Source organism: Enterobacteriaceae bacterium Kacie_13 (genome assembly GCA_013457415.1).
Taxonomy (GTDB): Bacteria; Pseudomonadota; Gammaproteobacteria; order Enterobacterales; family Enterobacteriaceae; genus Rahnella.
Window position 1 is genome coordinate 2,090,279 of sequence record CP045665.1, and the last position, 23,897, is coordinate 2,114,175.

Sequence of the window (23,897 nt, forward strand, 5' to 3'; positions counted from 1 at the left end):
AGCCCGCTTGAGTTTCCTCAAGCGGGCTTTTCTAATGCTTTTCTTTTGCAGAAAGCACGAAGGCCTGTGCTGATGGAGACAGATGGCGATAGCCGATGACGAGATCGAATTCAATTTCAGCGCCTGATAAGGGATGATAGGATCAAGGTTTATCAGTCTGCGTGGTAATGTCGACGTCGAACTGATTCTGCTCTGAGGATTTCGAGATGACCACCTTTCATCAACTTAATGCCATCAGCCTGCGTGGCCAACACATCTCTATGGCCGACTACGCGGGCAAGCTGGTTCTGGTGGTTAATACCGCCAGCCATTGTGGGTTCACGCCACAATACGCAGGGCTTGAAGCGCTCTACAGGAAGTACGCCGCGCAGGGTCTGATGGTGCTTGGTTTCCCCTGCAACCAGTTCGGTAAGCAGGAACCCGGTGGTGCCGAGGAAATCGCGCAGACCTGTCACATCAACTACGGTGTGAGTTTCCCGATGTTCGAGAAAGTGGAGGTCAACGGCGCAGCAACACACCCGGTTTTTCGTTACCTGAAGGATGAATTACCCGGCGTACTGGGCGGGCGGATCAAATGGAACTTCACTAAGTTTCTGATCGGACGAGATGGCAAACCGCTCCGGCGATTTGCACCGATCTCTACCCCGGAGAAAATAGAAGCCGCAATACTTACTGCGCTTGAAGGCAAAGCTTCGCTGTAATTAGAACTAAGGGCGGTAGAAAGAAGCCGCAACGCTCCGCGTTACGGCTACCGTCAAAAGCTTAACTGACAAGCATCAGGAAATAATCCGGGCTTCTTTTAACGACAATGATCAACAATTAGTGTTGACCGCCGCTGGCCGATAACGCAAAGGTGCCCACCGGCATAACTGGCAGATATTTTTGGTAATAATCGTGATAGTTTTTCACCGGATCAATATCCTTAAATAAATCAGGATAAAGAGATTTAGCGATAAACTGTACCATTGTGAAATCGACCAGCGTACGAGATGCGCCCTGATAAACGCCGTAGAGTTTACCATTCTGAATTGCCGGTAATGAATCCCAGCCGTCACGGTGAGTAAACCCGTTGAGTTTAGCTCTTGCTGCGGCTTCTTTGACGCCGATACCCATTTCTAGTGCCGTATCAACCTTATTGTTCTCCCTGCCGGAAATAAAAATCACATCCGGTCTGGCGACCAGCAACTGCTCAGGATTAATTTCGCCCCACTGTTTAACAAAAGGTGCTGCTATATTTTCACCGCCCGCAAGACGTAGCATCACACCCCACATATTTTCGCCATAGGTGAAGGAATACTCCGCTGGACCTTTATTACCAAACTCAATGTAGACTTTTGGCTTAGGCAGATTTGCCTGTCTGATCCTGTCTTCAATCAGCGTGATGTTATTTTTATAAAGCCGGGCCAGATCATTGGCGCGGTCAGTCTGACCGGTTAATACCCCGATTATTTCCGTGGATTTCACATGGTTTTCTACCGTCTGATCATTGTAATCGAGCACGACAACCGGAATATGCAAACTCTGAAGCTGCGTGACTTCATACTTCAACGCCGCGTACTGCCAGCTGGCTAAAATGACCACATCTGGCTTAAGGCTGATTAACTTTTCCAGCGACACGTTGTGCAGGTCGATCTCACCAATATCCGGAATGTCGGCAATGGAAGGGCGGTGTTTAATATACATATCCCAGTTGGCCGGCACTTTGCCATGCCAGGCTTCCCGCGAAATGCCGACAATATGATCAAACGCCTGTTCACCACCCACCGCCATATAATCTTCAAAATAGAAACCTAATACCGCTCTTTTCACCGGCGTATCTAAGGTTATTTTATTTCCCAGTACATCAGTCAGCGTGGTGGTGGCGGCATTGGCCTGACCGGTTATCGCAACGGACAGTATAAAAAGCAAACTTTGAAGTAACTTCATTTAATTCCCTTAGGTATTATGTGATTATTATCTGAGGCCGAGATTTAATTTTATAAAAAACAGATTTATTATTATTTAATTTTACTTAAGTTGCCGAAAAATAGAGAATCCCGCCCTGTTACTCTCGCGGTATTAAATTATACGATTGGTTGGTTGCATTAGTACAGTCAGAATCGGGAGCTGCGCTGACAGGCTGGGTAAAATAAAGGGCACTGTCTTAACCTTCAGGGACGTTTCGTCAATGTGCCGCGGGAAAAGATCGGAAGGGTCAGCGAACGTGGAGTGCCTACTGACTCGAAAGAACAGCGGCAATAATCATGTGATTCTCGGTCTCAGCAGACCTTCATCGGCGCGTGTTTTTCTGCGGTGTGCCAGAAGCGGACGTTAATATCACAACAGAAAGTTAGCGTGTGAGTATTTGTCACTGAACTTAAAAGTTTCAATTCCATTTATAAAGAAAATATCATACTTTTATGAATCATCTGGCACCGTCCAGTCGCTTAGCTACGGCACCGCCCATCGCTATGCTATTGATTAACAACCATGAGGTTGATCATGCAGCATCCCGTTAAATTTGGTCGTATAGCAGCCGTAATACCCGTAAAAAACATCAAAATCTCGCTCCGACGAACGAAGAGGGGGCAGCTGTTCATTCGAAGGAAGTAAGATGCTTTTGCCAGATTTGAGCTTTATAAAAACCCTCTATTACACGTCATTTCAAGAATGAGTCGTCCCTTGTTTATTTCTCTGGACGGGCCCAAGGGCGTCGGCAAAACCACACTGCTGGAGGCCATTACGAAAGTACTAAGGGCCGACAATAAAAAGGTGATCCGACTTTGCGAGAAAAAAAGTGATCCCTTTAGGAGGGAAACAATGGCCCTCGTTAATAGGCTTGCCAGAAATCCCGTACGGGAGTTGGAGTGGGAGGTTTGTGAGCGCCTGGCTGATAGCCGGGCATGGATTTCACAGCATGTGCTGACTAAACAGCCACCGGACAGCATTATCTTGATGGATCGCTGGTATCCATCGGACGCCGCGTTTCGCCGGATGGTCCCATTTGCAGAGATTTTACAACTTAATATTGCACGAAACGTGCGAAGGCCAGACCTGCATGTCGGGGTTGTTACTGCACCTGATATTTCTTGGGCGAGGGCCGCGTCCCGAACGCGCGGGCTAAGCAGTACTGTGATTCAAAAGCTGGAAGAACATGTCGCTTGTACCGAGGCATTCGAGCGAGAAAATGCAAATTATGGCTGGGTTTTATGCCGTAATGAAGGAACGATCGAAGACGCAACGATGCAGGTCATTTCTGAGATTTACAGAGTGCCTGGATGCCCTTAGGCATCGGTTTTGCGGGCAGAGATTTTGCCGCATGACGCCCCTAGCTACGGCAATCTATTACCACCAATAGCAAAAATCCCGCTTAAGTTTCCTTAAGCGGGATTTTCTAATTTGGCTCCTCTGACTGGACTCGAACCAGTGACATACGGATTAACAGTCCGCCGTTCTACCGACTGAACTACAGAGGAATCGTGTGAACGGGGCGCATAATATCCAGCGGACGCCTGGGTGTCAACGCTAAATTCGATAAAATACTCTGACTGCTCAGCATCTAATCAATACGGCTGAAAATCACCATTTTGAGCCTGAAAATATGTCTTCTCTGGCCCGATTAACAATCGCAGCGTTGTCCGCGACGTTGCCGTGCCAGCGGGTCTTGTTGATAAAAACGTGTGAAATGGCCGTATACCAGCGGAAAACGGTCGGAGAGCAATTCTGGCGCACTAAAGAAGTATTCGGAAAGCACCGCAAAACACTCGGCGGCATCGGTGGCGGCGTAGGCGTCCATGCTGGCAGCTTCTTCGCCGACGGTGTCTATCTCATCTTGCAGGTTCTGCATCGCGGCCTGCAAATCGTGCTCCCAGGCAACTATTTCCCGCAGCGCGATCGGCGGAATACCGGTGACTTCGCCACCGTTGCGCATATCCAGCTTGTGCGCAGCTTCATGAATGATGAGATTAAAGCCGGAGTTATCGAACGAATCTTCGATATCTTGCCAGTTCAGCACGATAGGACCCTGATCCCAGCTCTGTCCGGCATGGATTTGCATACCGGCGTGGATCAGCCCGTTCTCGTCCTGCCACGGCGTATCAACCACGAAAGGGGAAGGATAGAGCAGGATTTCATGAAAGCCATCGAGCCATGCCGCGCCCAGTTCCATTACCGGCAGGGCGAACAGCAGTGCGATGCGTGCCTGCATCTGTTCGGTCAGCACGACGCCCTGCAACGGCACCAGCCTTTTATGTTGCAGCAGTTGGCTGGCGATTTGGATCAGGCGTTGTTGCTCTTCTTCGTTCAGCGAGGACAACAGCGGGATATTCAGCGCATCGTTCCATGCATCTGATTTCTCGATTTTCAGCTCATTTGCTTTCCACGGCCACTTAATCATCATTTTGCTCGCAAAGTGATTACGTAAACTGTCAGTGCCTGAGGCTAAAATGTTACTCCAAAACAAGTAACTTCAATAAGTTAGCGTCGTGCTGCACGGGTTCTGAGTGGATGTTACACATACGCTGATTTTAAGCAAAATGTGCAGTCATCTAATAAGACATAGCTCACGTTATTCCTTTAACCACTTTTCGACAAAATCATTGGCCGCTACCGGCTTGCCGAAAAAGTATCCTTGCAGGAATTCGATCTGGTACGGCGTCAGGTAATCGACCTGCGCCTGCGTCTCGACCCCTTCGGCGACAATGACCATTTGCAGTCGCTTCGCCAGGTCGATCACGTTGTCGACAATATGCCCGGCCAGCGCGTCGGTGCCGATGCGGCCAATGAAACTTTGGTCGATTTTTAAGATATCAATGTGGAATTTTTGCAAATACGCCAGACTGGAATGGCCGGTGCCGAAGTCATCCAGCGCAATCAGCACGCCCATCCGGCGCAGCCCGTTGAACAGGCTTTGCGTCGTCTCCGTTTGTTCGATCAGCTCACGTTCGGTGAGCTCGAGCACCAGTTTAACCGGATTAACTTTGAAGGCGTCGATGAAAGCTTTGCAATCTTCCACCAGCGTCAGATCTTTAAAATGGCTGGCGCAGATGTTGAAGCCGAAATGGAAACCTTTCGGTAAGCCGGCGGCCAGCGGGCCAAACTGTTCACGAACCTGTTCCATCATTGCACGGGTCATCGGAACAATCAGGCCGCTTTCCTCGGCCAGGGGAATAAACTGATAAGGCGGGATCAATCCGGACTGCGGATGCTGCCAGCGCATCAGCACTTCGCAGCCGGTAATCTGATGGTGAGTGCCGTCCACCACCGGTTGCAGGTACGGAATAAACTGCTTCTTCTCCATCGCCGCTCTCAGCGCCGTCACCGGTGTCGCAAACCGGCCAAGCAACTGGTAGATCATAAAAGCGACAAACACCCCGACCAGCGGGAAGAGCACCAGACTGGCGGTGGCATAATCAAAGATATAGCGCCAGTGATCGCTTTTACGGATCACCAGCCGCATCTCATAAGGGTATTGTTTTGACGCCAGCATCATGCGCTCGCCTTCCGGCCAGCCTTCTTCACGATGAATTTTGCCCTGATTATCCATCCACTGATCGCCGACTTTCAGCACCAGATAGGTATGGGTGCTGAGCAGGTTGAGGATGTTATGCAGGAAATAACCATCGACGCCAATCAGAACACCGTTACCATCAACGTCGCGGCGATAGGCGATTAGCGGATGATCCGGCGTGACGGCATTGCCGCTCATCAACAGCAGTTGCCCGCCGGCGTAGTCGCCAGTTGAGACGTAATCAATGTTATGGCCAAACAGGGAGGTACAGTAAATGGTATCGCCACGATAGAGGTTAACGGTGCGCACGTTCGGTACTCTGGCGACCTGCCAGCGTAATGCCTGAATAGTGTCTTCGGTGCAGGGCGTGCCGACGAGTGAACGAACGGCATTGGCAGCTTCGGTTGCATTGTTGAGTGTCATGTCCACCAGGCGTACGGATTGTGCCAGGCTGGCGGCGGTATCCTTACGCAGGCCCTGCGAGGTCTGCCACGAAATGGCTAACGTGCCCAGTGCGGCGACCGCCAGAAAAGCCAGTATCGACAGACAAAGTCTGAATCGCGGGCGGTATTGCCAGGGTACGGAGAGGGCCAAAGGAGTATCCACCGTTAAGAATTTGTGAAGGTTGACTGTCTTTAATATAACGCATAATGGGGCGAAACTGCTGGACAGGTGATGAGATCGAGCGGGAAATTTTTTCGTTATGTACCTGAGGCCCAAACCGAAAAATCAGTTTGTGCGGTTTCATTTTGCAGGGAAGCCTAAAGTTTGTAGCATAAGCCTTTACGCCGCCTGTCAGACAACAACATCAGGACGATCCCATGCTTCCCCGCTTTAAACTGCTTTTGTGTGCCGCTGCTTTATCTCTTTGTGCGAGCGGCTCTGCGCTGGCCGCCGATGCGCCATCCTACGGGCCGCAGTTGCAGGGTTTTGATTACCCGTTTTCGCTAAAACAGTTCTCTTTTACCTCGCAGGGTGCACCGCTTCAGATGGGCTATCTGGACGTCTCGCCGGTCGGGCGCAAGAACGGTCAGACGGTGGTGCTGATGCACGGTAAAAACTTCTGCGCCGCCACCTGGGGCGATACCATTTCGGCGCTGGCGGGGAAAGGTTATCGGGTAATTGCGCCCGATCAGGTGGGGTTCTGCTCATCCACCAAGCCCGGCCATTATCAGTACAGCTTCCAGCAGCTGGCGATCAATACCCATGAACTGCTTAAAAGCCTGAAGATCACCAAAGCTGTGATTGTCGGGCATTCGACCGGCGGGATGTTAGCGACGCGCTACAGTCTGATGTTCCCGGCGGAAGTCTCAAAACTGGTAATGGTGAATCCTATAGGTCTGGAAGACTGGAAAGCCAAAGGTGTGCCGTACCGCACCGTCGATCAGTGGTATGACCGCGAGCTGAAAACCTCGGCGGAGAGCATCAGGCAATACGAGCTGAAAACCTACTACGTAAATAAATGGAAACCGGAATATGACCGTTGGGTAGATATGCTGGCGGGGCTGAACAACGGGCCGGGGCATAAACTGGTGGCGTGGAACTCAGCGCTTATTTACGACATGATCTTCACTCAGCCGGTGTTTTACGAATTTAAAAATCTGCGCGTGCCAACTACGCTGATGATCGGCACAGCCGATACCACGGCCATCGGCAGTGACATTGCTCCGGCGGCAGTGAAAGCCAAAATCGGTCACTATAACGTGCTGGGCAAACAAGCCGCGAAGTTGATCCCACATGCGAAATTAATTGAATTTAAAGGGCTTGGCCATGCGCCACAGATGGAAGAGCCGGAGAAATTTAACGCCGCACTGTTGAAAACATTAGCAAACTGATTTCTGCCACAATGTAAAAACCGCAGCTTGTAAGGGCTGCGGTTTATTTTGTCTGCAATTTACCGTAACAGCGATTAACGCAGGTTATCCGGGAAGTTAGCCGGTAACTCGCTGGCTGCGCAGGCGATCACCGAGTCGTTATCCGCACCGCAGTCACGGACGAAGGTGATGGTGGCGAATTCGTCGATCACTTCGGTCGGATAGGCTGGTCCGGCATCCCGATAAGCATTCATCAGCGGAATATGGTCGTTCTGGAAACAGACAGTTTTTTCCGGATTGTTCATTACCCAACGCGGGAAGAAGATGGTGCCGTGGAAAACGTTATCGCCCAGATTCACAATCAGGCTGACGTCAGTCCCGGTCGGCTCAGTCCATGAGATTTTATACACATCAGAGGCCACGCGGACAATGTAAGCTTTCTGGTCTTTTACCCAACGATTACCCACCAGACCGCTGTGAATGCGGTAATCCAGCGTTTCGGCGTTTTTCACATAGATTTCATAGTTCCAGCCGTTGTCGTAGGTATAAATCACATGTTTTCCAACGAAACCGCTCAGGTCATGTTTATCAAAGTTGCTCATGGTGATTCTCCTTAATGTGTTCGGGATGAAACGTTTCGTTTCGATGGGAGAATAATACGCCGCAAATTTTTGATAAAAAAACGCTGATATACGATAAAAGCAATCGGATAAATAGATGTATTATGCACAGAGCCAACGGCTTCAGATAAGGATAAGAATATGGCGCTGCCAAGAACTACGCTGGAACAATGGGTTGTGCTGCAAACCGTGATTGAGCAGGGGAGTTTTGCGCAGGCGGCGACGGTGCTTAATCGAAGTCAGTCGTCGGTGAGTTACGCGTTGAGTGGATTGCAGGAGCGCCTCGGGCTGCCATTGCTGGAAATCAACGGACGCAAAGCCTTGCTGACCGAACAAGGGCGCGCCTTGCTGGCGCAGGCGTCGCCGCTTATCTCTGCGTTTTTGCAACTGGAACATCGCGCCGCCGGGCTGCGGGGAGGCGTGCGCACTGAGCTGAGTCTGGTTGTCGACAGCGTGTTCCCGAAAGATCGCTTATTCCGGGCGCTGAAAGCCTTTCAGCAGGAGTTTCCGGACACGCAGGTGCACCTGACGGAAATTCTGCGGGGCGAAAGTATTGAGCAATTAAATGAGCGATCGGCGGATTTGTACATCACTACGCTGGCTGCGGAAAATGCCATTCACGGGCGGTTTCTTCTGGATGTAGATTTCGTGCCGGTGGCGAAAAGCGATCACCCGCTGTTACAGCTGCCCGCGCCACTTTCCGCCGAAGATCTGGCGCGCTTCCCGTTAATCTCGGTGGCTGACCGGCGTTCGCAGCCCACGGAGAATCGGGCAACCGGGCAGGCGGCAAACTGGACATTTACTACGGTGGCCGCAGCGATAGAAGCAATTTCGGTCGGCGTGGGATACGGCTGGCTGCCGCTGGGAAGTGTCGAGAAAGTACTGGAGAGTGGCGTGCTCAGCCGCCTGATGCTGGCAGCACGAACGGTGCGGCAAACGGCGCTGTACATGGTGATGGATAAAGAATCGCAAAACTTTGATCAGACGATCGGGACGCTTTCGCAGTGTATTCTGGCGGAGTGTGAAATGCTGCCCTGAATTTCAGGGCAGCCATTGTTCATCTTACGGTTTTTTGCAGGCCGCGAGGATATCCAGCTGCGGGTCGCGTTCTCTGGTTTGCACGTTCATCGCGCTCAGAACGGTATGGAACAGGTTATCCTGCGACACATCATTTTTCGCCGCATTGGCTTTCAGGCAAGACATATCGATCCCCTGTGCCTTTGCATAACCGTCGGACAGCCAGAACAGCATCGGCACGTGCGTCTGCTGCGCCGGGGCGACGCTGTACGGCGTGCCGTGCAAATAAAGGCCATTTTCGCCCAGCGATTCCCCGTGGTCTGAAAGATAAATCACCGCCACATTATACTTATCCTGATACTGCTTTGCCTTTTCAATCACCTGCGATACCACGTAATCCGTGTAGTAAAGGGTATTGTCGTAGGTATTCACCAGCTGTTCTTGTGTACAGTTTTCGATGTCACTGCGCGGGCAGTCCGGGGTGAATTTACGAAATTCCGGCGGATAGCGTTTTGAGTAGGTCGGACCGTGGCTGCCAATTAAATGCAGGCCGATCAGCGTATTTTTACCGTCGGGCTTGATGTCATCGTCGATATTTTGCAGCAGCGCCATGTCGTAGCAGGTATCACCATCGCAATATTTACCGTCTTTTTTGGTGTCGATGATGACGTTTGGCACACGGTCGCAGACGCCTTTGCACCCTTCGTCATTGTCTTTCCAGAACACTGACACGCCGGCTTTATGCAGGATATCCAGCAGACCTTCGCTGTTACGCGCGCGGTTGGCATCATAGTTGGTGCGTTTCATATTGGAAAACATACAGGGAACCGAAATCGCCGTGGCAGTACCGCAGGAGGTCATGTGGTTGAAGAACACCACGTCCGGCATAGCCTGCGTGTATTCGTTGGTCGGCTTAGCGTAACCGTTTGAAGACTGATTCTGCGCGCGGGCAGTTTCGCCGATCACCAGGAACACCAGATTCGGTTTTTCACCCGATTTCTGCACAAGTTTTGCATCGTTACCGATGCTCTGGAACGGCATCTTCTTGGTGAAATAGCGGTGATTCATATACTGGAACGCGCTGTAGAGATAGTTGGTCGGCACGATTTCCAGATTCAGGGTGCGGTTGTTGCGCCCGACCGAGGCGTAATCTTTATAGAACACCCCCGCAATGGAAGCGACGATCGCCAGTGACACGATCATTGACACCAGGCGTACACCGAGTCGTCGAAGAGGGGTTTTGCCATAGCTGACTGGGGTGAACAACAGCAGGAGTGCAGGTAATACGCCTGTGAGTAGAAACCACAGCACTACCCGCATATTGAGATAGGAGGTTGCTTCCGCCGACTGCGTCTCCAGAATATTTTCAATCATCCCGCGATCGAAAACCACCTGATAGGTCATCATTGCGAAGCTGGCGAGCGCGCTGACCGGTAAAATAATAATGAAGAATGGTTTAAGCAACGGACGGAAACTGAAAGGGGTGAACACAAAGTTCAGGGCGAAAAAAAGCACCACGGGAATGGTCAGTGCAAACGCCAGATTGTAAGCGGGCAGCGCATGCAGGATACGGTAAAAATGTAACAAAATTGGCAGGTTAACGATAAACGTAAAATACAAACTAAGCAGCAAAGTCAGCCGGAAGTAGCTGATCTTCGGAAATAAATAGCGCAATGAAAACTCCCAAAAAGCTGAAGGGTGCTGGCGTTAACGGCCCGAAACCATAACGCACATAAATGAATTGTGCGGAATCATAATATTGCTAGCTTAAGAAAGCCTTAAACTAAATGTCATAAATTGTTCACAGCTCTCATTTTTAAGAAAGGTTCAGAAAATAAATAAAATATAGTTGGCTGGGTTTACGCCTCTAAACCCTTATGCTGGGCGGCATAGCAGGAGAGTTGCGCAAAAAGTAATCGACCTGTTTATAGCTTTCTGAGTGCACCTCCCGACTCATTCTGATCTTCCCGCTGGTTAATCCAGATTCGGTTTAATTTACCACTGACGTTTACGGCGTTCGGCTTTTGCACGCAGAGCGGTTGTCAGAAGGATTTTGCGTTGATTTCATCTTCGGCCACAATTGCGGCCAGCAGTATCATTGAACCTGGTGTCATTATCGGTCCGCATGTCGTTGTCGGGCCTTTCTGCTTTATCTCTGCCGGTGTGCGGATCGGAGAAGGCACCGTCATTGCCTCGCACGTCGTCATTAATGGCGATACCAGTATCGGTCGTGAGAACCGAATTGGCATGGGATCGTCAGTCGGCGAAATCAGTCAGGATTTAAAGTATGACGGTGAACCGGCTCGCCTCGTAATGGGTGATGGAAATGACATTGGCCGCCACTCAACGTTGCACCGTGGCACAGCGCAGGGCGGCAGCGTCACGCGTATCGGCAATCAAAATATCTTTCAGGCAGGGGTGCACATCGGGCATGACTGTCAGGTGGGGGATCACACCACGATGGGCGATCACAGCGGTCTGGCCGGTCACGTCACGCTGGGGGATTATTCACAGCTTGGCTCGTTGTGCGCAGTGCATCAGTTTTGCATTGTCGGCACCGGTTCGCGCCTGCTGGACAACACCTGCGTAGTGCAGGACGTTCCGCCCTATGTGCTGGCGAACGGCAACCGCGCGGTTCCGCAGGGAATTAATGAAAATGCGCAGGGGTTTGCTGGCGCAAATGCCGACGAGCAGCGGATAATCCGCCATTTGTATGATTTGCTGTATCACCAGCAGGAGCCGGTAGAGGTGGTGAAACTGGAGATTGAACGGCTCAGCATGGAATATCCGATACTGCGCCAGTTCAATGATTTCTTTACACGATCGACGCGGGGCATTATTCGCGGTTGACCCGAAATATGCCCCGCGCCGGTGCTCAGGCTTCCAGCGCCAGCAGGGCGAAGGTCGCCAGCCAGTGTTCGCCCATGTAATCGCTGTCAAGATGATCCAGCGCGCTGTGTAAATGAGCCTCTGCGGTCTGACGTAAGAGTGCTGCGCGCGGGTCATTTTCTGGTAACGCTGAGGCCAGAGCACGCTGACACCAGGCGCGGCTGAGGTTCAGCCCGTCCAGATGACCAATTTTGCCATCGCTGCGGTCGGTGACGGTGGCGGGCGTGAACAGCGTTGCGGGCTGACCCTGTGCCAGATCCGGCAGGAAACGCCCGAACCACATAACAAACTCCTCCCCCGGCAGCACGCGGCGCATCAGCTCCGCTTCCATCAGCGACGGTGACAGAAACTCATCGCCCCCCGGTTCCCACGCCTGACAATGCCTGTCATCAAGATGCCAGCGCAGCGCCGTTTCTTTAATCAGCTCACACAACGATTCATGCTTCATGCTGCGGGCATAATCGAGCGTCAGCGCCAGTGCAAACATTTCTGGTTGTTCGCTGTCGGTTTTACCTTTACCCAGTTTGCCGGTACCGGCAATTACCGCCAGCAGGATCGCCAGACAGCCGGTAACAAAAAATTATTCTGCACACTGGCTGTTTTGTTATCGGACAAAATAGTCAGCTGGCTGTGAATTATCTGGCAGTGAAATTGACGGGAGGAATGAACTATTATCAGGATAATTAACCCGGCGCAGCGCCGGATTAATTAAAAAAAGAGCAAGAGGAGCGTTATGCGCAATAAGACTATTCGTCGTCTTCATCGCCGTAATATTTCACGCCGAGCTTAATCAGATCTCGCCCTTGCGCTTTGCGATGCAAATTACTGTCGCGAAGAGAATAAACGCAGCCGCAGTATTCCTGCTGGTAAAAGCGTTCGCGCTTGCTGATCTCGACCATCCGCGCCGCACCGCCTTTTTTACGCCAGTTGTAATCCCAGTACACCATGCCAGGATAGGGCGCAGCGGCACGATTACCACAGCCATTAATCTGCTGCATATCTTTCCAGCGCGAAATACCCAGTGAACTGGAAATAGCACTGAAACCATGTTCCCATGCATAAAGCGCGGTGCGCTCGAAACGCATATCAAAACACATGGTGCAGCGGATCCCTCGCTCCGGCTCATTTTCCATTCCGCGTGCGCGTTCAAACCAATTATCAGTATCGTAATCCGCATCAATAAAAGGTATGCCATGTTGTTCGGCAAACCGCATATTTTCTTCTTTACGCAGCACATATTCTTTTTGCGGATGAATATTCGGATTGTAGAAGAATATCGTGTATTCAATCCCGGATGCCTGAATAGCCTCCATCACTTCTCCCGAACAGGGTGCACAGCAGGAATGCAGTAACAGCCGGTCATGCCCTTTCGGCAGGGACAGTTTCTCACGAATTAATTCAGACATTATATTCACCCGGTTTTAAGATTTTCTTTATCCATCGCATTACCCTGGATGATAGAAGACCTCACCGCGGTGTCAAAATTTTCTTAACCGTTTCCGAACGTACGCCGTTGTGCCGTAAAGTTCGGTGCTATGATAACTGCCACATTGAGGGCCAGGCCCGGGATACGTTGGTTTAAGGATGCAGGCAATGCAAATTATGAGATCGAATCACATTCGCTGGCTCAGTTTGTTGATTGTGATGGGCGGGTTGTTATTGATTCTTCCTCTTCATTTACTGGCGTGTTTTATCGCCGGTTTTGTGGTGTATGAGCTGGTGAATGCGCTGACGCCACATTTTCAGAAAATCATCAGCGGCGAACGAGCACGCTGGGTCGTCGTGGCGTTTATCAGCACCGTGGTAGTCAGTTGTCTGATCATTTTTGTCGCAGGTATTGCGGATTTCCTGATGGAAGACATGAAAAATCCGGTAGCGTTTAACGCCATGGTATCGCGGTTGCTGACCGATGCGCAGAGCCGGTTATCGCCGGTGCTTTTGCACTATTTACCCGCCAACATCGAGGAGTTGCAGCGCACCTTCCTGCAATGGCTGCGTGAGCACATTGTGATGATTCAGACGTTCGGCAAAAATGCAGCACACGTATTTGTCACTATGCTGATCGGTATGATTCTGGGGGCGATTATTTCGCTTCAGCGACATACTAAAGGCGAACACCATGCACCGCTGAAAAAAGAGTTACTGGATCGCGTGAACTTACTCAGTGCTGCATTCCGTAACGTGGTGTTCGCACAGTTCCAGATTTCGCTGATTAACACCGTTTTGTCGGGGGTGTTCCTGTTTGGCATTCTGCCGCTCTTTGGCATTCATCTGCCGCTGGCTAAAACCCTGGTCGCGCTGACCTTTGTCTGCGGTTTGCTGCCGGTGGTGGGTAACCTGATTTCCAATACGCTGATTTTCATCGTCGGGCTTTCGCTGTCGCTGTGGGTCGGTGCGCTGGTGCTGGGTTATTTGATCATCATTCACAAAGTGGAATACTTCCTCAACGCCCGCATCGTGGGCAGCCGCATCAAGGCAAAATCCTGGGAAGTATTGCTGGCGATGGTGGTGTTCGAAGCGGCGTTTGGCATACCGGGCGTTGTCGCGGCACCTATCTATTATGCTTACCTGAAAAGCGAACTAAAGGACGCCGGTTTGATCTGACCCTTTGCGTATTTCTTCTCAAAAGTGGCGCTGCCAGAAGGCGGCGTCACCGTCTGGCTATCAGATTCTCCTGATTTAAAACTCTGGAAAAAAACAGATTCAGGCAAGTAATGGCGAGGATCGTTATATTTGTTCTTCCCCTGAACGCGTCATACTTCTGCGGTGCCTGCCTTTTGCAGTGTGCAAGTATTCCGTCAGCCCTTCAGGAGAAATAAATGACTCTTAACGTTCGTGGTTTCGCTGCACTTTCAGCGGATGCGCCTCTTGCGCCTCATAATTTTGTTCGCCGTGACCCGCGTGATACCGACGTTGTGATCGATATTCTGTACTGCGGCGTGTGCCATTCAGATATCCACCAGGCGCGCAATGAATGGCACCAAAGTATCTATCCGATGGTGCCGGGACACGAAATCATCGGCCGCGTGAAGCAGGTCGGTGCGAAAGTCAGCAACTTTAAAGTCGGCGAGTTTGTCGGTGTTGGTTGTATGGTCGATTCTTGTCAGCACTGTGAATCCTGCGCAGAAAGCCTGGAACAGTATTGTGAAGAAGGCGCAACCATGACTTATAACAGCTACGATCGTCATGACAACATGATGACCTACGGCGGTTATTCTGAACAAATCGTGGTAGCAGAAAAATTCGTTCTGCATGTTTCCGAAAAACTGGATATCAAATCCGCCGCACCGCTGCTGTGTGCCGGTATCACCACCTTCTCTCCGCTGAAACATTGGAAAGTCGGCAAAGGCCATAAAGTGGCGGTTGTCGGTCTGGGCGGTCTCGGCCACATGGGTCTGAAATTCGCTAAAGCGCTGGGTGCTGATGTGACATTGTTCACTCGCTCAAAAGGTAAAGAGCAGGAAGCGTACCGTCTGGGTGCTGACCATGTCGTGTTGTCTACCGATGAAGAGCAGATGGCGGCCGTGAAAAGCCACTTCGACTTCATCCTCGACACCGTGCCAAACGCGCATGATCTCAACCCGTATCTGGATACCCTGAAACGCGACGGTACCCACATTCTGGTCGGCCTGATCGAACCCATCGAACCTGCGCTGCACAGCGGTAAACTGGTGATGGGCCGCAAAACCGTGGCCGGTTCCCTGATTGGCGGTATCGCAGAAACTCAGGAAATGCTGGATTTCTGTGCTGAACACGGCATCACCTGTGACGTGGAGATGATCGACATGCAGGACATCAACGGCGCCTACGAACGTATGCTCAAAAGCGACGTGAAATACCGCTTTGTTGTCGACATGGCTTCATTGAAAAACGCGTAATCACCTGATTCAGGTTAAATAACGACTTAATGCGCCTGCCAGCTCGCAGAGCAATTCTCACCGGCAGGCGCATTGTGACGAAATTTAAGCATAACTTCTTTCTGTGGCTTCTCGGCTTGTAACGGCAGTGGTATCCTGCTGCCTTTCGCAGGGCGAAGGAAAACCAGTGGCTAAGAGTTTTGATGAACTCATCAGAGATATGGATCTGATGATTGAACATGTGGACAGCCTGAAAAGCCTGCCTCCACGGGCTGCAGAGCCAAGTTCGAGGGTGGCTGAGAAACCGGCATACGACTCTTTCGGTGAGATTTTTGCGCTGAAAGCCGTGATGCGCGCCTTTATCTCGTCCGTCGATACCATCGTGAAAGTGCAAATTGCGAAGAAAGTTGAACAGGATATCGGTCATCTGGAAAACACCGTGCGTTCTATTGGCGGGGGAAGTGCCAATGCCGAAGACGTCGCGCAAATCACCGCGTATGTGCGTAACGCCGTTTCTGAATTGATGGACTAACCGCGTACTTTTTGCGTTAGTGAAAGAAAAACTGTCACCAGACAGACGATAATAAACGCCGATCACCTTGAGTGACCGGCGTTTTTTTTGGTCGAAAGGGTGAGAACAGGCGATAGGCGAGCGAGGGAAAAGCGTTTATTCTTCTCCTATTATTCTTTGCTGGCGCGTGTTATGACTCAGGACTATCGCTTTTTCGCGGCAACCCGCCGCCGATATTATGCCCTTTTGTTTGAACAACGCACCCGTAGCGGACGCAGGATGGAAACATTCTGGATAGCGGTGTCATTACTGAGCGTCGTCGTGTTGTTTTTCGAATCCAGTGCGAGCGATCTGTTCCCCAATACGCCGGACATTCTCTGGCGCTTCGGTCTGCTTGAGCTCGGCTTCACTGCGCTGTTCACCGTGGAGTACGTGCTGCGTGTGTTCTGCTCGCCGCGTAAAACCCACTATCCGGTGAGTTTCTTCGGCATTATCGATCTCTGCACTATTTTACCGATGTACATCTTATGGCTGATGCCGTCACTGGCCGGTGCCACCAATCTGGTTGTCCTCGTGCGGTTGTTGCGGGTCCTGCGCGTACTGCGGGTGTTGAAACTCCTGCGCTACATGAATGATGCGGGCATCCTCTGGCGCAGCCTGATGCGCGCACGGCGCAAGCTGAGCATCTTCTTTGGCTTTGTGGCGATCATTTTGTGCCTGTTCGGCGGGCTGATGTTCGCGGTAGAAGAGGGTAAGGACGGATTCACCTCGCTGGGCGCGTCGGTGTACTGGGCGGTGGTCACGCTAACTACGGTGGGCTACGGTGATATCACGCCGCATACGGCGACTGGCAGAATACTGGCTTCCATCCTCATTCTGTTGGGCTATTCCATCATTGCGGTACCAACCGGCATTCTGACAGCTTATATGTCACAAGAGTTGGAAAAGGGACGGGCGGCCCGTTCTTGTCAGATTTGTCTGCATTCTGGTCACGAATCTGATGCAAAATTTTGCGCGCATTGTGGCGCGGTTCTTGAAGCAGATAGATCCCAACCTGTTGATAAATAGACCTATAACTGTTCAATGATTGTACTGACTGGTTCATAAAAACACTATTTTTCGGCTTTCCCTCGACATTGCGTTAAAAAGAGTTGCTATTAAATGGCAGTCATGAGTAAATACGTCTCGGCCTGTGGTACAGACCTATTTATGCACGACATCCTGAGTAAAGTTGTTCCAATTTAAAGCGTTATCCATGATAACCCTGCTCTGACGAATTTCCTTCTTAGTGCCTCCATAAGTAACGACTGAAATCCGGCTATAACATGCCCATGGTGGCGAAATTTATTTTTAAAAGGTAATTCTTATGTCAATGATGAAAGGTCAGGTTAAGTGGTTTAACGAGTCTAAAGGCTTTGGCTTCATCACTCCTGCTGACGGCAGCAAAGATGTGTTCGTACACTTCTCCGCTATCCAGGATCAAGGTTTCAAGACCCTGGCTGAAGGCCAGAACGTACAGTTCACTATCGAGAACGGTGCTAAAGGTCCGTCTGCGGCTAACGTTACCGCTATCTAATTTTGCTCCCTCACTGTTTCAGTGATAAAGCAAGATGACAAAAACCCGCTCATGCGGGTTTTTTTACGTCTGTCATTTGTGCAACGAGCAAAAAAATGCCCGCAACGTGGCGGGCAAAAATGTTTCTTATGACATTCATTACGTACTCCCTCGGGGGTGAGCACGCTGGAATTATAAAAGAAATAACAGTCAGGATTCTGGCGCTAAATCGTCAAGAAATTGAAAATCAGTTCCGCTGCGTTATCGTAGGGTTTTTCACCCGTATTCACCTCCGCCGTGCTTTTCTCCGGCAGTCTGTACTACAATAATGATAATTGAAAACCATGGGATAACCTGATGAAAGTTAATGATCTTGTCACAGTAAAAACAGACGGCGGGCCGCGTCGCGAAGGTAAAGTACTTGCTGTAGAAGAGTTTTATGAAGGCGTGATGTATCTGGTCGCGCTGGAAGATTATCCGGCAGGTATCTGGTTCTTCAATGAAGGCGATACCAAAGACGGTACCTTCGTTGTGCCACGGGACAGCGAAGCCTAAGCCTCGCCTTTCTCGTCACTCACATAAAAAACACCGGCGCTTTCGCTGCCGGTGTTTTTGTCTGAAATTAAGTAAAACCCAGTTTAGTCAGGATTTAAAACGTTTCCCAGTTCTGCTCTGCGTTTGATCCTTTGCCCGAACGTTGCAACGTCGTGCCAGGCAGGGCGCGTGCAGCGGGGGCACGTTGCACTGATGGACGCTGTGCAGCATCAATCTTAAATACCGCTACCGCCTGCGTCAGGCGCGCAGCCTGTTCTTCCAAAGACGCCGCCGCGGCCGAGGCTTCCTGCACCAGCGAGGCGTTCTGCTGTGTGACGCCATCCATTTCTGAAACCGCCAGGCTAACCTGACTGATCCCACGGCTTTGCTCATCGGATGCCGAGGCGATTTCGCCCATGATGTCGGTAACGTGGCTAACCGCCGTCACAATTTCAGACATTGTGGTGCCCGCATCGCCCACCAGAATGCTGCCTTCGCCTACAAAATCGACCGATTCTTCGATCAATGATTCGATCTCTTTGGCGGCCTGTGCGCTGCGTTGTGCCAGATTACGCACTTCACTGGCGACCACCGCAAATCCACGACCTTGCTCACCGGCGCGCGCCGCCTCTACTGCAGCATTCAGCGCAAGAATGTTGGTCTGGAAGGCAATACTGTTGATCACGTTGGTGATTTCAGCAATTTTGGTCGAGCTGCGAGAAATATTATCCATGGTGCTGACCACGTTGGCGACGATTTCTCCGCCTTTCTGCGCTTTACTCGATGCTGCTGCGGCCAGTTTACTGGCGTGATGAGCGTTCTCGGAGTTCTGTTTCACGGTAGCGGTGAGCTGCTCCATGCTGGCTGCGGTTTCTTCCAGCGCGGCGGCCTGCTGCTCGGTGCGCGAGGAGAGATCGGTATTGCCGGAGGCAATTTCGGTTGAACCCTGATAGATAGACACCGCGCCTTCGCGCACGGTCATTACGGTGCTGGCCAGCGAGTGTTGCATGTGATCAACGTTGCTGCTCAGCACGCCGATTTCATTGCGCCCGTTGTTTTGCGTGGGTTGTGTCAGATCGCCTTCGGCAATCTTTTGGATACGCACTACCAGACGGTTCAGCGGATTGATAATTACTTTTCGCATCACCAGATAGGTGATGAACGTCAGTACCAGTGCCAGAAGGAAGGCGCCGCCCATCAGGGCATAACCCAGCGTGGCGTTACGCTGTGCTTTATCGTTAATTTTATTGGCGGTTTCGGTGCGGTAAGCAATCGCAGCCAGCAGCGGAATATTGTTGGCCAGATCCAGCTCGCGTACAGTTTCTGCTTCCTGAGAAATCACTTCTTCAAAATGCGCCTGCAAAGCGGAAGCCATCATAGGCTCCATACCCTGCGTCATGTACGCGACGTAAGATTTTTTCAACGGTTCATCGAGCGCCAGATCGGTAGCATTTTTGCCCGGACGGTTGAGGTAAGTATCAAATGCCGCCTGCGATTGTTTCAGACGACTGGCGGCGTCGGTCAGATTTTTTTTGAAGACATCTTGATCGCCAACGCGCGCGGCCGCAGCCGCCTGAATCAATAGCAAACGTGCTGTGCGCAGGTGATTGGAACTGTTCGACAGCGCCAGACGGATTTGCAGTTCCTGCGTGGCATTGGATAACGCCGCGTTACTTTGTTTGAGAAAGTAGCTGGAGGTGCCGATGGAAACGGCAAACAGGAACAGGATCCCCACCAAAATCTGGCTGATCAGAGTGATGAGGCGAATATTGCTGATAAAAGAGGTTCTGGTATTTAAATTTAAAGGAGTATCCATTTTATTCCGCTCTGTTAATCCTGTTCACCGGCGGTAGAAAGTCGGTGAGTGACAGCGATATAGGGTCTGCCTGCGGGCAAGTCCTGTCGTGACGAAAACACGCCATATAAGGACATCGGCAAACCAGCGCGGAGATTGAGTTTATATTTGCGACGGAGATCGCATTTCGCAACTTTATGTAGCCTTCTACAGGCTATGCAAATGCATAGCCTGCGGTAATACCAGGGTAAGGGGAGGATTATCTGACATAAATACCGTCGGTGAGTTGATCACATAAACGAACGACATGATAAATAATGTGTTTGTTAGGTGATTTAATTTTCCGTTTTATATTTCCCTTATATGAAGACACCGTTTTAGTTTTTATTTGCAGCTTGTCCGAAATTTCAATGGTGCCATCACCTGACATCCACATTCGCAGCATTGCTGATTCTGAACGACTGAGCATGACGGGGCGGATATCCAGCACGCCGCTGCTGGCAGGGTTTTGCGCCTGCGGCAGTCGCCGGTGATTCAGCAATTGGTTGAGGGTTTCAGCCTTAATAGATTTCGAGGTGATAATCACGTTCTTGCGAACAAAAACGTATTCTTCAAAATGAATACGTGTGCTGGACATAAAAATAAAAAATAGTGTGTCGGAATATTCAGTAATCAGCGCTCGCAGTCGAGATTTACTGTCCGCATGGGGTTGCATGCAATCTTCATTAATAAACACCACTGACGGATTCAGCTTACTGCAACTTTGATGTAACTGGTCGAAGTGGCTGACGTAACTGATATCCTGGTCATCGGCCAGAAATTGTTGCAACCCAATGCGGGTAAAACGGCAGGGATCTAAGATTATCGTTTGCATAGTGAGTCCTCACAGGACGTCCTTGTTCGGCGTAATGATTGGATTCGAACGTAAGAAATCTTAAAAGCACACAAAATGTGCTGGCTCTCTTTTTCGCATGAAAAACACGCAGTTTCAAAGTTTTTTTTAGCGTTTAAAGGCAGTTAGCTAATTTGATTAATTTGGTTTATGTCAGGATTTATTATGTCACTGAACAAAAATACGGGGAAATTAAGACTAATCCTAAAGGATGTAAGGACATAGCAGAAATACTTATCAACAGATACGTGATTATAACGTGTGGGAATACTTAGTACGCATATGAAAAGGCGCAAAATGCTTCAAAACAATTCACGCATTGTAAACGTCAAGTTAACGGGACGCGATGACGGCCACCGCGTCCACAAAAGTTACCAGTACGACTGCCAGCATTGCGTCAGGCGTACCAGGGCTTCAACGTAAAAATAGTCGCCCCAGCTGCAGCATTCATCTACACCCTTGCCGCTGGCCATGTGATACACCGAATGTTTAAGCAATCCGTCACAATCTTCCTCGTCGTGTGCAAGGTAATTGTCAGTCAGGGAATCCATGATGCGCAACGCCATTTCTTCATAACAGGCGCGCTTATCATCAGTGGCGGGCAGGGTGGTAGCCAAATCCAGCAACCCGCAGACTGCAATCGCCGCCGCGGAGCTGTCACGCACGGCATCTGTCCCGAGCAGGGCTAAATCCCAGTGGCACACGTCATCTTCGGGTAAACGATTGAGGAAGTAATGCGCCAGGCGCCGCGATAGTTCGACCTGATCTTCATCGCCAGTGTAGCGATAACTGAGCAGGAATCCGTAGATCCCCCACGCCTGGCCGCGCGACCAGCAGGAGTCATCTGCGTATCCCTGATGCGTATTGCCGAAACGCGGTTCACCGGTCACGGTGTCCATGTAATACGTGTGGTACGTCGAGGCGTCCGGGCGAACGATATATTTCGCTGCCTGTTCGGCATGCGCGCGCGCGGCGTCGGCGAAGCGGGATTCTCCGGTTTGCTCACTCGCCCAGTACAGCAGGGGCAGGTTCATGTTGCAGTCGATAATCATACGCCCGGCCTGTTCCGGATCTTGTAAATCGCCCCATGCCTGAATGATTTTGGCTTTGGTGTTGAAGCGTTCCATCAGGGCTTCAGCGGCCAGCAGCGCAAAGCCGCGCGCCTGACGATTGCCGGTCAGCTTGTAAGCACTGACGCAGGACAAGCTGTACAGAAAACCCAGATCGTGCGTCGCGGTATCAATGCGGTTGGCAATGCGATTGCCAAACGAAGTCACTTGCTTCTCCGCCGCATGACGGTAGCGATCGTCCCCAGTCATCTCCCACGCCAGCCACAGCTGACCGGTCCAGAAGCTGGTGGTCCACTCGACGTTTTCAGTCAGTTTGTAATGGCCGTTTTCACAGTTTTCCGCCGGGAACTTATCACCGAATTTTTTCAGGTTGCGTGAAATTTTGCTCAGCACCGTCCGGCGCGCTCGCTGCATTTTTTCGGCAAAAGCGATCCGGTCTGGCTGATTCAGTTCAACCGGCAACAAATTCTCTGTCACGATGTTCATCGTCATATTCTCTCCCTTTTTTTTCATTCAGAAATTCAATACTTCAGTGTTTGGCAGGTGTCAGTTCGTTAAGGTCTTTTGGTTTTTCAGTGACTGCAGGTATACCGTTGCGGCGGCTTTGACAGGCGGATAACGTAAAGGCTGAAACCAGCGTGAAGAACAGTGCGATGCCGCCCATAATCAGATAGGTGTGCTCAAACCCGATGCGCTGGTACAGGTAACCGGCAGGCGGGGCGATCACAATCGAACCGACGTAAATCATTGCCTGATAGCCCAGCAGATACATGGTGGCGTTGACGCGCTTGCTGAAATGTTCGGCGATATATTTGAAGACTGAAATCAACAGCAGTGAAATCTCCAGCCCGTAAAAGGGTTTGATAATGGAGATGAGCAGCGGGTCATTGGTCAGTCCGGAGGCAATCAGGCGAATACCCACCACCGCGCCGACCATCAGCAGACCTTTCTTGGCGCCGAAATAGTTCACCAGGAACGGGATCGCCATCATCATCAGGAATTCGAAACCGGACTGCACGGTGCTCAGATAGCCATACCACGCGTTACCTTGCTCTTTGGTCTCAAAAAAGGTGACGAAATAGCGTGAAAATTGCTGTTCGGCCACAAACATCATCCATGCGACACCAGCAACGTACAGCGAGAACATCCAGAATTTGCGGTTTTTCAGCAGCAGGATCACATCGCTGAACACGATTTTCTGTTGTGCGATCACGTCATTGTTTTTCAGCTCTTCATTGCCGATTTTGAGCGACAGCAGCACGCCGAGCATGACGAGCGACGTGGCACTGCTCAGGCCGAAGTTCCACGCCGGAGAAAGGTTAAACAGCAGGCCAGAGAACGATGCAGCCAGCGCCCAGCCGAGCGATCCCCACATGCGTACTTGTCCGAACTCCATGTGATACAGGCGGCTGAAGCGGTCGGCGTAGGATTCCGACGCGGCGACACCGGCGTACCAGCCAAGGCTGAGATACAGCGCGCCAACGATAATGCCAGTCATCAGATGGCTTTCAAGCAGCGGCTGATAAACAAAGATAAAGAACGGCGCCATCAGTGCGGATACCAGCACGACAAAATAGAGCAGGGATTTGCTCATGCCGATCTTGTCCATAATGTAGCCATACACCGGCTTCATGATCACCGCAAAAACACCGTTGATGGCAAAAACGGTACCAATGCTCATGCTGTCCAGCCCGGCTTTTTGCCCAAGCCACAGGGCGTAAAGCCCGAAGCTGGAAGACCATGTGAAGAAGTACAGGAATATAAAGCTACTCATTTTATAGTAAGCCGATTTACTGGCTGTTTTTATGGCTTTCATAGTGACTCCTGAAACGTGACCTGCCGTTATTTACTGAAG

Annotated in this window: 21 protein-coding genes, 1 tRNA gene and 3 pseudogenes; 12 read left to right on the forward strand and 13 right to left on the reverse strand. The window is 50.9% G+C overall.

Going from position 1 to position 23,897, the window contains the following annotated elements; all coding sequences use genetic code 11:
• Nucleotides 1-31: 31 nt before the first annotated feature.
• A pseudogene (locus tag GE278_09625) lies at nt 32-142 on the reverse strand (LysR family transcriptional regulator).
• A gap of 64 nt (nt 143-206) precedes the next feature.
• On the opposite strand from GE278_09625, the gene GE278_09630 reads away from it, so the two are divergent.
• Complete coding sequence (locus GE278_09630) at nt 207-701, forward strand: glutathione peroxidase (GenBank protein QLK60999.1); 495 nt, start codon at nt 207-209, stop codon at nt 699-701.
• 118 nt (nt 702-819) lie between these two features.
• On the opposite strand, the gene GE278_09635 is transcribed toward GE278_09630, so the two are convergent.
• The gene (locus tag GE278_09635) at nt 820-1,926 is read right to left on the reverse strand and encodes an ABC transporter substrate-binding protein (GenBank protein ID QLK61000.1); all 1,107 of its coding nucleotides are present in this window, start codon (nt 1,924-1,926) and stop codon (nt 820-822) included.
• 555 nt (nt 1,927-2,481) lie between these two features.
• On the opposite strand from GE278_09635, the pseudogene GE278_09640 reads away from it, so the two are divergent.
• Together GE278_09640 and GE278_09645 are read left to right on the forward strand one after the other, a co-directional pair.
• Nucleotides 2,482-2,547: pseudogene (locus GE278_09640) on the forward strand (VOC family protein).
• 102 nt (nt 2,548-2,649) lie between these two features.
• Nucleotides 2,650-3,267, forward strand: coding sequence for a thymidylate kinase (locus GE278_09645; GenBank protein QLK61001.1), 618 nt, complete (start codon nt 2,650-2,652; stop codon nt 3,265-3,267).
• Between the two features lie 112 nt (nt 3,268-3,379).
• Here the strand turns inward: GE278_09645 and GE278_09650 are convergent.
• The 3 genes from GE278_09650 to GE278_09660 all read right to left on the reverse strand — a co-directional run bounded on the left by GE278_09650 (nt 3,380) and on the right by GE278_09660 (nt 6,082).
• A tRNA-Asn gene (locus tag GE278_09650) sits at nt 3,380-3,455 on the reverse strand.
• Nucleotides 3,456-3,598: 143 nt separating this feature from the next.
• Nucleotides 3,599-4,375: a DgsA anti-repressor MtfA gene (gene mtfA, locus GE278_09655; protein ID QLK63260.1), complete on the reverse strand. Its 777-nt coding sequence runs from the start codon at nt 4,373-4,375 to the stop codon at nt 3,599-3,601.
• 171 nt (nt 4,376-4,546) lie between these two features.
• Entirely contained in the window at nt 4,547-6,082 is a 1,536-nt protein-coding gene (locus tag GE278_09660; protein QLK61002.1) for an EAL domain-containing protein, read from the reverse strand.
• 227 nt (nt 6,083-6,309) lie between these two features.
• On the opposite strand from GE278_09660, the gene GE278_09665 reads away from it, so the two are divergent.
• A complete protein-coding gene (locus GE278_09665; protein QLK61003.1) occupies nt 6,310-7,323 on the forward strand; it encodes an alpha/beta fold hydrolase in 1,014 nt (337 codons plus the stop codon).
• Between the two features lie 74 nt (nt 7,324-7,397).
• Here GE278_09665 and GE278_09670 read toward each other — a convergent pair whose 3' ends face one another.
• Nucleotides 7,398-7,904: a phenolic acid decarboxylase gene (locus GE278_09670; GenBank protein ID QLK61004.1), complete on the reverse strand. Its 507-nt coding sequence runs from the start codon at nt 7,902-7,904 to the stop codon at nt 7,398-7,400.
• A gap of 159 nt (nt 7,905-8,063) precedes the next feature.
• Here GE278_09670 and GE278_09675 point away from each other — a divergent pair, with 159 nt between their 5' ends.
• Nucleotides 8,064-8,960 carry a LysR family transcriptional regulator gene (locus GE278_09675; GenBank protein ID QLK61005.1) on the forward strand — a complete coding sequence of 299 codons (897 nt, stop codon included), beginning with the start codon at nt 8,064-8,066 and terminating at the stop codon, nt 8,958-8,960.
• Between the two features lie 24 nt (nt 8,961-8,984).
• Here GE278_09675 and GE278_09680 read toward each other — a convergent pair whose 3' ends face one another.
• Nucleotides 8,985-10,613, reverse strand: a complete 1,629-nt coding sequence (locus tag GE278_09680; GenBank protein ID QLK61006.1) for a phosphoethanolamine--lipid A transferase — start codon at nt 10,611-10,613, stop codon at nt 8,985-8,987.
• 384 nt (nt 10,614-10,997) lie between these two features.
• Here GE278_09680 and lpxA point away from each other — a divergent pair, with 384 nt between their 5' ends.
• Entirely contained in the window at nt 10,998-11,789 is a 792-nt protein-coding gene (gene lpxA / locus GE278_09685) for an acyl-ACP--UDP-N-acetylglucosamine O-acyltransferase (GenBank protein ID QLK61007.1), read from the forward strand.
• A 25-nt stretch (nt 11,790-11,814) separates the two neighbouring features.
• On the opposite strand, the pseudogene GE278_09690 reads toward lpxA, so the two are convergent.
• Both GE278_09690 and GE278_09695 read right to left on the reverse strand, forming a co-directional pair.
• Nucleotides 11,815-12,312: pseudogene (locus GE278_09690) on the reverse strand (DUF2891 family protein).
• A 262-nt stretch (nt 12,313-12,574) separates the two neighbouring features.
• Nucleotides 12,575-13,234, reverse strand: coding sequence for a hypothetical protein (locus GE278_09695; GenBank protein ID QLK61008.1), 660 nt, complete (start codon nt 13,232-13,234; stop codon nt 12,575-12,577).
• A 187-nt stretch (nt 13,235-13,421) separates the two neighbouring features.
• Here GE278_09695 and GE278_09700 point away from each other — a divergent pair, with 187 nt between their 5' ends.
• The 6 genes from GE278_09700 (at nt 13,422) to dsrB (ending at nt 18,306) form a co-directional block, all read left to right on the forward strand.
• Nucleotides 13,422-14,432 (forward strand): AI-2E family transporter, encoded by a 1,011-nt coding sequence (locus tag GE278_09700; protein ID QLK61009.1) that lies wholly within the window; start codon nt 13,422-13,424, stop codon nt 14,430-14,432.
• Between the two features lie 215 nt (nt 14,433-14,647).
• Nucleotides 14,648-15,706 (forward strand): alcohol dehydrogenase catalytic domain-containing protein, encoded by a 1,059-nt coding sequence (locus GE278_09705; protein QLK61010.1) that lies wholly within the window; start codon nt 14,648-14,650, stop codon nt 15,704-15,706.
• Nucleotides 15,707-15,872: 166 nt separating this feature from the next.
• Nucleotides 15,873-16,217: a hypothetical protein gene (locus GE278_09710; GenBank protein ID QLK61011.1), complete on the forward strand. Its 345-nt coding sequence runs from the start codon at nt 15,873-15,875 to the stop codon at nt 16,215-16,217.
• A 171-nt stretch (nt 16,218-16,388) separates the two neighbouring features.
• Nucleotides 16,389-17,264 carry a transporter gene (locus tag GE278_09715; GenBank protein ID QLK61012.1) on the forward strand — a complete coding sequence of 292 codons (876 nt, stop codon included), beginning with the start codon at nt 16,389-16,391 and terminating at the stop codon, nt 17,262-17,264.
• A 298-nt stretch (nt 17,265-17,562) separates the two neighbouring features.
• Nucleotides 17,563-17,772 (forward strand): transcription antiterminator/RNA stability regulator CspE, encoded by a 210-nt coding sequence (gene cspE, locus GE278_09720; protein ID QLK61013.1) that lies wholly within the window; start codon nt 17,563-17,565, stop codon nt 17,770-17,772.
• A 336-nt stretch (nt 17,773-18,108) separates the two neighbouring features.
• Nucleotides 18,109-18,306: a protein DsrB gene (dsrB, locus tag GE278_09725; GenBank protein ID QLK61014.1), complete on the forward strand. Its 198-nt coding sequence runs from the start codon at nt 18,109-18,111 to the stop codon at nt 18,304-18,306.
• 94 nt (nt 18,307-18,400) lie between these two features.
• On the opposite strand, the gene GE278_09730 is transcribed toward dsrB, so the two are convergent.
• From GE278_09730 to GE278_09745, 4 genes are all read right to left on the reverse strand, one after another.
• On the reverse strand, nt 18,401-20,101 hold the full coding sequence (locus tag GE278_09730; protein QLK61015.1) for a HAMP domain-containing protein: 1,701 nt from the start codon (nt 20,099-20,101) through the stop codon (nt 18,401-18,403).
• A 238-nt stretch (nt 20,102-20,339) separates the two neighbouring features.
• Nucleotides 20,340-20,954, reverse strand: coding sequence for a transcriptional regulator RcsA (gene rcsA, locus GE278_09735; GenBank protein ID QLK61016.1), 615 nt, complete (start codon nt 20,952-20,954; stop codon nt 20,340-20,342).
• A 389-nt stretch (nt 20,955-21,343) separates the two neighbouring features.
• Nucleotides 21,344-22,534: a glucuronyl hydrolase gene (locus tag GE278_09740; protein QLK61017.1), complete on the reverse strand. Its 1,191-nt coding sequence runs from the start codon at nt 22,532-22,534 to the stop codon at nt 21,344-21,346.
• A 37-nt stretch (nt 22,535-22,571) separates the two neighbouring features.
• Nucleotides 22,572-23,858: an MFS transporter gene (locus GE278_09745; GenBank protein ID QLK61018.1), complete on the reverse strand. Its 1,287-nt coding sequence runs from the start codon at nt 23,856-23,858 to the stop codon at nt 22,572-22,574.
• Nucleotides 23,859-23,897: the final 39 nt, after the last annotated feature.

Bases quoted from the DNA above. Each gene is read 5' to 3' on its own strand.
- GE278_09645 (QLK61001.1), top strand. From the start codon at position 2,650: ATGAGTCGTCCCTTGTTTATTTCTCTGGACGGGCCCAAGGGCGTCGGC.
- GE278_09705 (QLK61010.1), top strand. From the start codon at position 14,648: ATGACTCTTAACGTTCGTGGTTTCGCTGCACTTTCAGCGGATGCGCCT.
- dsrB (QLK61014.1), top strand. From the start codon at position 18,109: ATGAAAGTTAATGATCTTGTCACAGTAAAAACAGACGGCGGGCCGCGT.
- GE278_09695 (QLK61008.1), bottom strand. From the start codon at position 13,234: ATGTCTGAATTAATTCGTGAGAAACTGTCCCTGCCGAAAGGGCATGAC.
- GE278_09740 (QLK61017.1), bottom strand. From the start codon at position 22,534: ATGACGATGAACATCGTGACAGAGAATTTGTTGCCGGTTGAACTGAAT.
- GE278_09630 (QLK60999.1), top strand. From the start codon at position 207: ATGACCACCTTTCATCAACTTAATGCCATCAGCCTGCGTGGCCAACAC.
- GE278_09715 (QLK61012.1), top strand. From the start codon at position 16,389: ATGACTCAGGACTATCGCTTTTTCGCGGCAACCCGCCGCCGATATTAT.
- GE278_09675 (QLK61005.1), top strand. From the start codon at position 8,064: ATGGCGCTGCCAAGAACTACGCTGGAACAATGGGTTGTGCTGCAAACC.
- GE278_09745 (QLK61018.1), bottom strand. From the start codon at position 23,858: ATGAAAGCCATAAAAACAGCCAGTAAATCGGCTTACTATAAAATGAGT.
- GE278_09665 (QLK61003.1), top strand. From the start codon at position 6,310: ATGCTTCCCCGCTTTAAACTGCTTTTGTGTGCCGCTGCTTTATCTCTT.
- GE278_09635 (QLK61000.1), bottom strand. From the start codon at position 1,926: ATGAAGTTACTTCAAAGTTTGCTTTTTATACTGTCCGTTGCGATAACC.
- cspE (QLK61013.1), top strand. From the start codon at position 17,563: ATGTCAATGATGAAAGGTCAGGTTAAGTGGTTTAACGAGTCTAAAGGC.
- GE278_09670 (QLK61004.1), bottom strand. From the start codon at position 7,904: ATGAGCAACTTTGATAAACATGACCTGAGCGGTTTCGTTGGAAAACAT.
- GE278_09700 (QLK61009.1), top strand. From the start codon at position 13,422: ATGCAAATTATGAGATCGAATCACATTCGCTGGCTCAGTTTGTTGATT.
- GE278_09730 (QLK61015.1), bottom strand. From the start codon at position 20,101: ATGGATACTCCTTTAAATTTAAATACCAGAACCTCTTTTATCAGCAAT.
- mtfA (QLK63260.1), bottom strand. From the start codon at position 4,375: ATGATTAAGTGGCCGTGGAAAGCAAATGAGCTGAAAATCGAGAAATCA.
- rcsA (QLK61016.1), bottom strand. From the start codon at position 20,954: ATGCAAACGATAATCTTAGATCCCTGCCGTTTTACCCGCATTGGGTTG.